An 8,377-nucleotide genomic window follows, 5' to 3' on the forward strand; every position below is an offset into this window, starting at 1 on the left:
CCAAAATGTATGATGGTTGAAAAGCTTCGTGCTTTTCCGTTTTGACACACTTTTCCTTATGCACGAACCGTGCCAACCAAGATAACTTTATGATTTTACACGATATATTAATTTTTCAGCCCAAAATCCCCCGCAGATTCCCCCTCCCCTCTTCGTGCATTTTTGCAACACTTTTTCATAACCATCAGGAAAAAAACATCTTTCATGCTTGAGCAAAAAAACACACCACAGGCGTTTCTTCCACGTTTTGTTGTTTTTTTGCACAACTGCCCTCTTTTCCCCGTACACAGAACCCTGCAGCCGGACACAGAAGAAGCCTCTTCCCCACCTGTCCGCTTTCTGATATCATAGAGTATTCTTTGTAAGTTCAATGTGTTGCAATTCTCCGGGTTCTGTCTTCCCTGCAACCCGGCATCGACGGGCTCCCCGTTTTTTCTGGCACGTTTCTTGCAATTCCCATCCATAAAGAAAAAGCCGTCATCTCCGAGGTCTTCATGTCACTTCCCGGTCTCATCCTTTCCCGGCGCTTCTTCGCCTCCGCTCTTCCTCTGCTCAAGGAACATATCCCCGACGTCATGGCGGTTTCCGCCGCAGGTCTTGTGGGAGAAGGTTCGGAATGCCTCGGGCTGGACGACGGCATTTCCCGCGATCACGACTGGGGCCCCGCCTTCTGCCTGTGGGTGCCGGACGAGCTTCTGCACTCGGAACTCGACCGCATAGAACACGCCCTTTCCGCCCTGCCCCCCGTCTTTGAGGGCTATCCCACCCGTCTGCCCGCCGACAGGCGCATGGGCCGCGTGGGTCCTCTGCCGATCCGGGGCTTCTACCGGCGTTTCCTCGGCATGGATCATGTCCCGTCCACCTGGAAGGAATGGCTTTCCATTCCCGAGTACCATCTCTGTTCCTGCACCAACGGGGCCGTGTTCATGGATGAAGGCGGGGAGTTCTCCGCCATTCGGGAAGAACTTCTCAAGCATTATCCGGAAGACGTGCGGCGCAAGAAAATTGCCGCGCGCTGCATGATCATGGCGCAGGCCGGGCAGTACAACCTGCCCCGCTGCCTCCAGCGCGGCGATCTGGTGGCGGCCATGCTGGCCGCGGCCCGTTTTTCCGAAGCGGCCCTGTCCATGGCCTTTCTGCTCAGCCGCCGCTACATGCCCTTCTACAAATGGGCGGGCCGTGCGGCGGAAGATCTGCCCGTCCTCGGCCGCAGCACCGTGGACACGCTGCGCGTCATTTCGCGCACGGCATGGAGCGACGAAACGCAGGGCATGGCTGCCGTACAGGCCATTGAGGAACTCTGCGCTCAGGTGGCCAGGGAGCTGGAAACCCAGGGTCTCTGCCCCTATCAGGGCAACTGGCTGTGGGCCGCAGGCCCCGTGGTGCAGATGGGCGTCAAGGAACCGGAACTGCGCCGCCGCAACGTGATGGAGGACTGATGGAACGCTTCCGCAACGCCTTCAACATGGCAAGGAACCTTCCCGACGCGCAGGCCGAGCCCGCGCTCAGGGACCTTCTCAGGGAATATCCCGCCCTGCCCGCCGCCGACGAGGGCGGCCTGCGCTACGCCCTGGGACTTGCGCTTTTTCACCAGAACAGGGCCGAAGAAGCGCGCGAAGAATTTTCCCGGGCCTGCGCGCTGCTGGAACAGGCCCCGGGGCCGGACCTTGCCCTTGCCGAAACGGCCCTTGCCCGCGCCGAACTTGCCTGCAACGACATCGACAGAAGCGTGGAAACCGGGCGCAGGGCCTTTGAGCTTCTGCAGCGCCATCTTCCTGCGGATGATCCGCGCATGGCGCCCTCCCTCTTCGCCCTCTCCTTCGGGGAATACATGGCCCGTCATCTGGACAGGGCGGAGGAGCTGAACCTCCGGGCCAGAGACCTGTGGGAAAAGCAGCGCGGCCCGGAAAGCCTCGAAGTTTCCACCTGTCTCAACAATCTCGGCCGCATTTATGAGGAAGCGGGCCGCAATGAAGAAGGCGTGGCCCATCACCGCGCCGCCCTTGCCATACGGCGCAAGGTTCTGGGCGATCACCCGGAAACTGCCTTTTCCATGGGCAATCTCGGCACGGCCCTGGCCGCCGCCGGTCACTGGCAGGAAGCTGCGGACATGCTGGAGGAAGCCATTGCCTGCTATGCCCGCTGCGGGCGCACCGAAGGCCGGGACATCGACGGCTACCGCTACAATCTGAACATCTGCAAAAAGGCGCTTTCCTGAGGAAAGCCTCTTATCAAGGAGTCTGCCATGAGTATTGATGAAGAAAAGGAACGTCTGATCGAAAAAATCGTTGATCGTGAACTTGAAATGTTCATGGCCACGCCCAACGAGGGCGGCACCAGCGTCTGCCAGACGCGGCCGAATTCCTTCCGCGTCATGCGCTGGATGAACCACTGCACCCACGACGTGGCCACGCTGGAATCCTATCTGAACGATCTGGAAGAAGCCGTCGTTTCCGGCCGCAACTTCATGATCGAAAAATACGCCCGCATGGACGACCGGCTTCCCCCTCTTTCCAACAGCCCCCTGCTGGATGAGATCACCGACATGGAAATCCGCTTCCTCCAGGAAGCTTCCGCCCGCTATCCCCACGCCATCAATGTGAACTGCGACAGCATCTTCCGCCGTTATTTCCGCTGCGAACTGGAAACGCTTTCCGACCGCACCCTCGAACTGTACGCCGAAGAGATGAAGCGCGCCGTGAAGGAAGGCCGCAACACCGCCGTGGAACGCTACGACAACCTGTGGCGGAAGCTGGGCGAAGAATCTCTGGAAGCCTACGAAAAGAAACTGGCCGCCCGGCAGTAACCCTCTATAAGGAGTCAACATGAGTTCTTTTTCCACCATCGCCTGCTGCATAGACCTCACGGAACAGAACGACGACATCGTCAGCTACACCCGGGAAATGGCGGAACTGACGGGCGCAAAGATCCTGCTCGTGCATGTTCTGCCCCCCACCGGAGCCTTTGCCAGCTACGGCGCCAGCAAGGAGCTTCTGCAGAAGGTGGCCACGGAAAGCCGCCAGGAAACCGAAAAATATGTGAAGGAATTCGCCGAGAAGAACTTCGCCGGTCTCCCCTGCGAACCGCTCATCCTCACCGGCCGCATCGACAAGGCCATCAACGAACTGGTGGACAAGCGCTGCGCCGACCTCATCATCATGGGCAGTCTCAACACCCGCGGCCTGTTCAACTTCTCCGGCAGCACCAGCCGCCTCATCGGCCACAGCCGCGTTCCGGTCATGGTCATCCCCAACGATCTGAGCCTGGAATGCGTGCCCGAGGAAGGCTTCTGATTTCCTTTTCAGGCCGGCCGGAAACGGCGGCCTGAAACCTTTTTCTGCATGAACGAAGGCTCCGCCGTGTCGCGCGGCACGGGCGGAGCCTCCACGGGCGGGAAGTTTCCGCCCGTGCGTGGCAACCGCGCTTTCCCATCGGAGTTTGTCATGATCTTCGACTTCCGTCTCCGTCCCCCGTACAAGGGATTCAAGAATCTCGGCATCTTCAGCCCCGTCTGCAATGAGGCCGCCCCCCAGAAATACCACGGCATTCCCAGCGAAGCCGCGGAAAAGAAGGACCTCGACCTGTTCTGGAAGGAAATGGAAGAAGCGGGCATATCCGCGGGCGTCATCATCGGCCGTCAGGTCCCCAACGACGCGGCCTCCGTTTCCAACGACGACATTCTGGACATGGCCAGGGAGTTCCCCGGCAAGATCATTCCCTTCGGCAGCCTGGACATCACCCGCGGCGTAGCCGCCACCATGGACGAGCTGGAACGCTGCATTGAAGGAGGCATCAAGGGCGTGGCCATGGAACCCGCCTATGCCATGCCTCCCCGCAAGGCCGACGCCAACGTGCTCTATCCCCTGTACGCCCGCTGCGAAAAGGCCGGCATTCCCATGGTGCTTACCCTGAGCTTTTTCCAGGGTACTCTGGAATATTCCGACCCCGCCACCGTGCAGCATGTGGCCAACGACTTCCCGAACCTGCAGATCGTGGTGGCCCACGGCTGCTATCCCTGGATTCCCATGATCTTCCAGGTGGCCATCACCAACAAGAACGTGTGGCTGCTGCCCGACATCTACATGCTGAACCCCACGGCTCCCGGCAACCAGATGTTCGGCGACGCCATGAAGTGGCTCGACGGCGAACGCATCCTCTACGGTTCCGCCTGGCCCTGCTACAACATGAAGCAGGCCATTCAGGACCTGGAACGCTTCAACTTCTCCCCCGAACACAAGGAAAAGTTCTTCTATAAGAACGCCGAAAAGCTGCTCGGCATGAAGCTTGCCTGAGCTCTCAAAAGGTGACCTGTGAAGCGCCGGTGAACAATGTTCACCGGCGCTTTTTCCTGCTCCGCGCCCGGGCACAGATAGCATGCGCCGTCTGCCGCTTCGGGCCCGTGCGGGGATGAAAACAGGGCGCAGCCTTGCAGAAGGCTGCGCCCTGTTTCCTTTCACGCATCCATTCTCACGCCCGGCGGCTCAGCCCCAGAGCCTCCAGCGCACAGGCAAGGAGCTCTTCCGGGGAAAGGCGCGCGTCCAGCACGCAGAAGCGTTCCGGCCAGCGCTCCGCCCGTGCGAGAAAGCCCTCGCGGATGCGCTGATGAAAGGCCTGCTCCTCGGCCTCGAAACGCCCTTCGCTCTCGGTGAGGCCTTCGCGTCCGTTGCGGGCAAGGGCGCGGGAAAGGCCCGTTTCCACGGGAAGATCGAGAAGAAGCGTCTTATCCGGCCAGAGGCCCCCGGTGGCGTAGTCGTTGAGACGCTGCAGCGTCTCCACATCCATGCCGCGCCCGTAGCCCTGATAGGCGATGGTGGAATCGGCATAGCGGTCGCACAGAACCCAGGCCCCCCGCTGAAGCGCCGGACGTATGGTTTCCGCCACATGCTGCGCCCTGTCGGCCAGAAAAAGAAAAAGCTCCGCCCTCTCGTCCACTCTGCTCGACACATCGAGCAGAAGAGGCCTGATGCGCGCGCCGAGAGCGCATCCTCCCGGTTCGCGGGTCCGCACGAAAGGCAGAGCGCGCCTTTCAAACTCCCCGGCAAGCAGCCCCAGAAGCGTGCTCTTGCCCGCTCCTTCCACGCCTTCTACAGTAACGAACACTGCCGCTCCTCCTGCCTGTTTTCCGTTTTTTTCTCCTGCCTTGCAGCCTTCGTTTCACCGGGGGCCTCAGGCGTGCGCACGGGACGGCACAGACTGCGGCCGAGCAGGCTCTGATACGCGCTCCAGGCCATGCCCTCTTCCCCGTCCTGCGGCAGCAGACTCCGGCACTGGGCGATCTTGGCGTCGACATTGTCGGCACAGTGCAGCACGAAGGCCTCAGGCGTGCAGGGTTCGCGCACGGCTCCAAACTGTATCTCTCCGTGATGGCTGGCAATGAGATGCTTGAAGTGCATGACGAGTTCGGGCGCAAGCCCGGACTTCTTCAAAAAAGGCTCCAGCATGATGATGCCCTGCACGATATGCCCGAGAAGCTTCCCTTCATCGGTATATTCCGTGACCAGGAGCCCGCCCATTTCCTCAAGCTTGCCTATATCATGCAGAAGAGCCGCGGCAAGCAGCGTCTGCCTGTCGAGGTCGGGATAATGCCCGGCCATGAGCATGCACAGCTGCGCCACGGAGAGCATGTGCTCCAGAAGGCCCCCGGCATAGGCGTGATGCACGGATTTTGCGGCCGGCGCCGTGAGAAGCCGTGCACGGATGTTCCTGTCGGACAACACGGAACGCATGAACTTCTTCCAGGGCTTGTGCGTAAGCTCCGCCTCGCACAGGCTCTCGATCTCCTCCAGCATGTCCTTTGCAGGTCTCGGGCTGGAGAGCAGGTAATCCTCCATGGGCAGAGCGGCGGCCTCCTCCTCGTCGAGCACGCGGAGATTGTCCACCGTAAGCTGGAGCTGATCGCGGTACAGGGAAACGCGCCCTTCCACACTCACCATCTGCCCGGCCGAAAGCGCGGGCAGGGACAGACTGAGCGGACTCCATATCTTGGCTTCCAGAAGGCCGCTCGCGTCCTTGAGCTCCAGCCTCCAGTACGGCCCGTTGCGCGACTGCTGAAGAGAAGCCTGGCTGATCAGATAGCAGGAAGAAAGCTCTTCGCCGGCGGACACGGCGCTGATGTTCCGGTGTTCCCTCATGGTTACCTCTGAAGGATTTGACTTTTGATTTCCGTTCTATACAAAAAAGCATGGGAAGCGGCGCATGCTCCGCCTCCCGCAGCATATTTCCTTTTCTTTCCACTATAGGGCGCGGCAGGGCTTGTCAAAGCCTTTCCCGCCTCAGGGAGTTCCCATGCGCATACTCATCAGCAACGACGACGGCATATACAGCTCGAACCTTCACATGCTCCACGCGGCCCTTGTCCGCGCAGGACACGACGTGCGGGCCGTGGCCCCTGCGGAGCAGCATTCCGGCGCGGGCTGCTGCCTCACGGTGCACGGCCCCATCCTCACCCGGAAGGTGAGCCTTCCCCATGCCGAAGGCGGCGCCTTTGAAGGCATCGCCGTTTCCGGCACCCCGGCCGACTGCGTGATCCTCGCCCTGCGCGGCATCATGCCCGACTTCAAGCCGGATCTTGTGATCTCGGGCATCAATTTCGGCCCCAACGCCGGGCAGGACGTATTCTTTTCCGGCACCGTGGGCGCGGCCATTCAGGCCGCCATGTACGGCCTTCCGTCCATGGCGGTTTCCCACTGCGCCCACTCCGGCCTCACGATGGCCCATGCCGAGCTTGTGGTGCGCATGGCAGAGGCCATGGACTGGGCCGCGCTTCCCGTGCACAGGGTGTACAATTTCAACCTGCCCGACTGCCCGGCCGAAGAAATCCGCGGCCTCAAGGTCTGCCCGCACAGCACCGACTGGGCCTGCCTCGACTCCTACGAACGCCGCTACTCCCCGAGAGGCAGGGAATACTACTGGATGATCGACCCCTTCCAGCACTTCCAGCTGGAGGACGAGGGCACCGACAAGACCTGGCTGCACAGAGGATGGGCCACTCTCACCCCCCTGAATATAGACCTCAACGATAGAGAAACAGCAAAAAAGCTGAACGAAAACAGGCTCTGGGACAGCATCGTCTCATAATTTGCGAAAGAGTGCCTCTTTTGCGCCGACATCCCTTGCGAAAATTCCCCACTGCGGCTACAAAAGAAACAAAGATACAGAGAGGCGCCCGCCTGTTTATGCCTCTCATGATACCCGCTCCCCGGAGGGAACCTTATGCCTATTACCACTCCCAAAGAGATGTTTGCCCGCGCCTACAAAGAAGGCTATGCCATCGGCGCTTTCAACGTCAACAACATGGAAATCATTCAGGGCATCATGCAGGCCGGCGCGGAAGAGCGTTCGCCTCTGATTCTGCAGGTTTCCGCCGGGGCACGCAAGTATGCCGGTCAGGTCTACATCATGAAGCTGGTGGAAGCCGCTCTTGCCGAATCCGACATCCCGGTGGTGGTGCACCTCGACCACGGCCCCGACTTTGAACTCTGCAAGGCCTGCATCGACGGCGGCTTCAGCTCCGTCATGATCGACGGCTCCCACCTGCCCTTTGAAGAAAACATCGCCGTCACCAAACAGGTGGTGGACTATGCTCACGACCGCGGCGTGTGGGTGGAAGCGGAACTCGGCCGTCTCGCCGGCGTGGAAGAACACGTCGCCTCCGCAAACAGCATCTACACCGATCCCGATCAGGCCGTGGAATTCGTCCAGCGTTCCGGCTGCGACTCCCTGGCCATTGCCATAGGCACGAGCCACGGCGCCTACAAGTTCAAGGGCGAAGCCAAGCTCGACTTTGAACGCCTCGACAAGATCTCCGCCATGATGCCCGGCTATCCGCTGGTGCTGCACGGCGCTTCCAGCGTGCCTCAGGAATTCGTGGCCATGGCCAACGAATACGGCGGCAAGCTCGGCGACGCCAAGGGCGTGCCCGAAGACATGCTGCGTCAGGCCGCGCGTTCCGGCGTGTGCAAGATCAACATCGACTCCGACATCCGCCTTGCCATGACGGCCAACATCCGCAAGTACATGGCCGAACACCCCGAAGCCTTTGACCCGCGCGCCTACCTCAAGCCCGCCCGTCAGGCCGTGAAGGACATGGTGCAGCGCAAGATCCGCAACGTGCTCGGCAGCTCCAACAAGATCTGATTGCCTTTCCGCCTCCACAGGCAAAGGGGCGCACCGCCTTCGGGCGGCCGCCCTCTTTTTTTGCCTGCGCTCCGGACATGCCCGCCACTTTTCTCCTGCCTGCTTCCGCGAAGGGACGCATTGCAGGAAAACGGCCTTTTCCTCCTGTGCCGGAAGGCCCGCATCTTAGGTTCAGGACTCATTAAATATAAAAGATGACAATGGCAGCGAGACAAATGGCCGAAAAGAACGTGTGTGCACA

9 protein-coding genes are annotated in these 8,377 nt (G+C 60.5%); 7 read left to right on the forward strand and 2 right to left on the reverse strand.

Annotation, left to right across the window (positions count from 1 at the left end; genetic code table 11):
* Nucleotides 1-494 precede the first annotated feature (494 nt).
* From Q0K07_RS12365 to Q0K07_RS12385, 5 genes are all read left to right on the forward strand, one after another.
* Nucleotides 495-1,439 carry a DUF4037 domain-containing protein gene (locus tag Q0K07_RS12365; protein ID WP_294559625.1) on the forward strand — a complete coding sequence of 315 codons (945 nt, stop codon included), beginning with the start codon at nt 495-497 and terminating at the stop codon, nt 1,437-1,439.
* The gene (locus Q0K07_RS12370) at nt 1,439-2,218 is read left to right on the forward strand and encodes a tetratricopeptide repeat protein (RefSeq protein WP_294559627.1); all 780 of its coding nucleotides are present in this window, start codon (nt 1,439-1,441) and stop codon (nt 2,216-2,218) included. The genes Q0K07_RS12365 and Q0K07_RS12370 overlap by 1 nt, the downstream gene beginning before the upstream one ends.
* Before the next feature lie 27 nt (nt 2,219-2,245).
* Nucleotides 2,246-2,806: a DUF4125 family protein gene (locus Q0K07_RS12375; RefSeq protein WP_294559629.1), complete on the forward strand. Its 561-nt coding sequence runs from the start codon at nt 2,246-2,248 to the stop codon at nt 2,804-2,806.
* A 19-nt stretch (nt 2,807-2,825) separates the two neighbouring features.
* Nucleotides 2,826-3,293: a universal stress protein gene (locus Q0K07_RS12380; RefSeq protein ID WP_294559631.1), complete on the forward strand. Its 468-nt coding sequence runs from the start codon at nt 2,826-2,828 to the stop codon at nt 3,291-3,293.
* A gap of 150 nt (nt 3,294-3,443) precedes the next feature.
* Complete coding sequence (locus tag Q0K07_RS12385) at nt 3,444-4,292, forward strand: amidohydrolase family protein (protein ID WP_077073957.1); 849 nt, start codon at nt 3,444-3,446, stop codon at nt 4,290-4,292.
* 175 nt (nt 4,293-4,467) lie between these two features.
* Here Q0K07_RS12385 and tmk read toward each other — a convergent pair whose 3' ends face one another.
* A complete protein-coding gene (tmk, locus tag Q0K07_RS12390; RefSeq protein WP_294559634.1) occupies nt 4,468-5,100 on the reverse strand; it encodes a dTMP kinase in 633 nt (210 codons plus the stop codon).
* A complete protein-coding gene (locus Q0K07_RS12395) occupies nt 5,085-6,131 on the reverse strand; it encodes an HD domain-containing protein (protein ID WP_294559636.1) in 1,047 nt (348 codons plus the stop codon). The genes tmk and Q0K07_RS12395 overlap by 16 nt, the downstream gene beginning before the upstream one ends.
* A gap of 154 nt (nt 6,132-6,285) precedes the next feature.
* Between Q0K07_RS12395 and surE the strand changes: the two genes are divergently transcribed.
* Complete coding sequence (surE, locus tag Q0K07_RS12400; RefSeq protein WP_294559638.1) at nt 6,286-7,077, forward strand: 5'/3'-nucleotidase SurE; 792 nt, start codon at nt 6,286-6,288, stop codon at nt 7,075-7,077.
* A 135-nt stretch (nt 7,078-7,212) separates the two neighbouring features.
* Complete coding sequence (gene fba, locus Q0K07_RS12405) at nt 7,213-8,136, forward strand: class II fructose-1,6-bisphosphate aldolase (RefSeq protein ID WP_294559640.1); 924 nt, start codon at nt 7,213-7,215, stop codon at nt 8,134-8,136.
* The last annotated feature ends 241 nt before the right edge of the window (nt 8,137-8,377 follow it).

This window comes from uncultured Mailhella sp. (genome assembly GCF_944324615.1).
Lineage (GTDB): Bacteria > Desulfobacterota > Desulfovibrionia > Desulfovibrionales > Desulfovibrionaceae > Mailhella.

Bases quoted from the DNA above. Each gene is read 5' to 3' on its own strand.
- Q0K07_RS12395 (WP_294559636.1), bottom strand. From the start codon at position 6,131: ATGAGGGAACACCGGAACATCAGCGCCGTGTCCGCCGGCGAAGAGCTT.
- Q0K07_RS12365 (WP_294559625.1), top strand. From the start codon at position 495: ATGTCACTTCCCGGTCTCATCCTTTCCCGGCGCTTCTTCGCCTCCGCT.
- surE (WP_294559638.1), top strand. From the start codon at position 6,286: ATGCGCATACTCATCAGCAACGACGACGGCATATACAGCTCGAACCTT.
- Q0K07_RS12375 (WP_294559629.1), top strand. From the start codon at position 2,246: ATGAGTATTGATGAAGAAAAGGAACGTCTGATCGAAAAAATCGTTGAT.
- Q0K07_RS12385 (WP_077073957.1), top strand. From the start codon at position 3,444: ATGATCTTCGACTTCCGTCTCCGTCCCCCGTACAAGGGATTCAAGAAT.
- Q0K07_RS12380 (WP_294559631.1), top strand. From the start codon at position 2,826: ATGAGTTCTTTTTCCACCATCGCCTGCTGCATAGACCTCACGGAACAG.
- Q0K07_RS12370 (WP_294559627.1), top strand. From the start codon at position 1,439: ATGGAACGCTTCCGCAACGCCTTCAACATGGCAAGGAACCTTCCCGAC.
- fba (WP_294559640.1), top strand. From the start codon at position 7,213: ATGCCTATTACCACTCCCAAAGAGATGTTTGCCCGCGCCTACAAAGAA.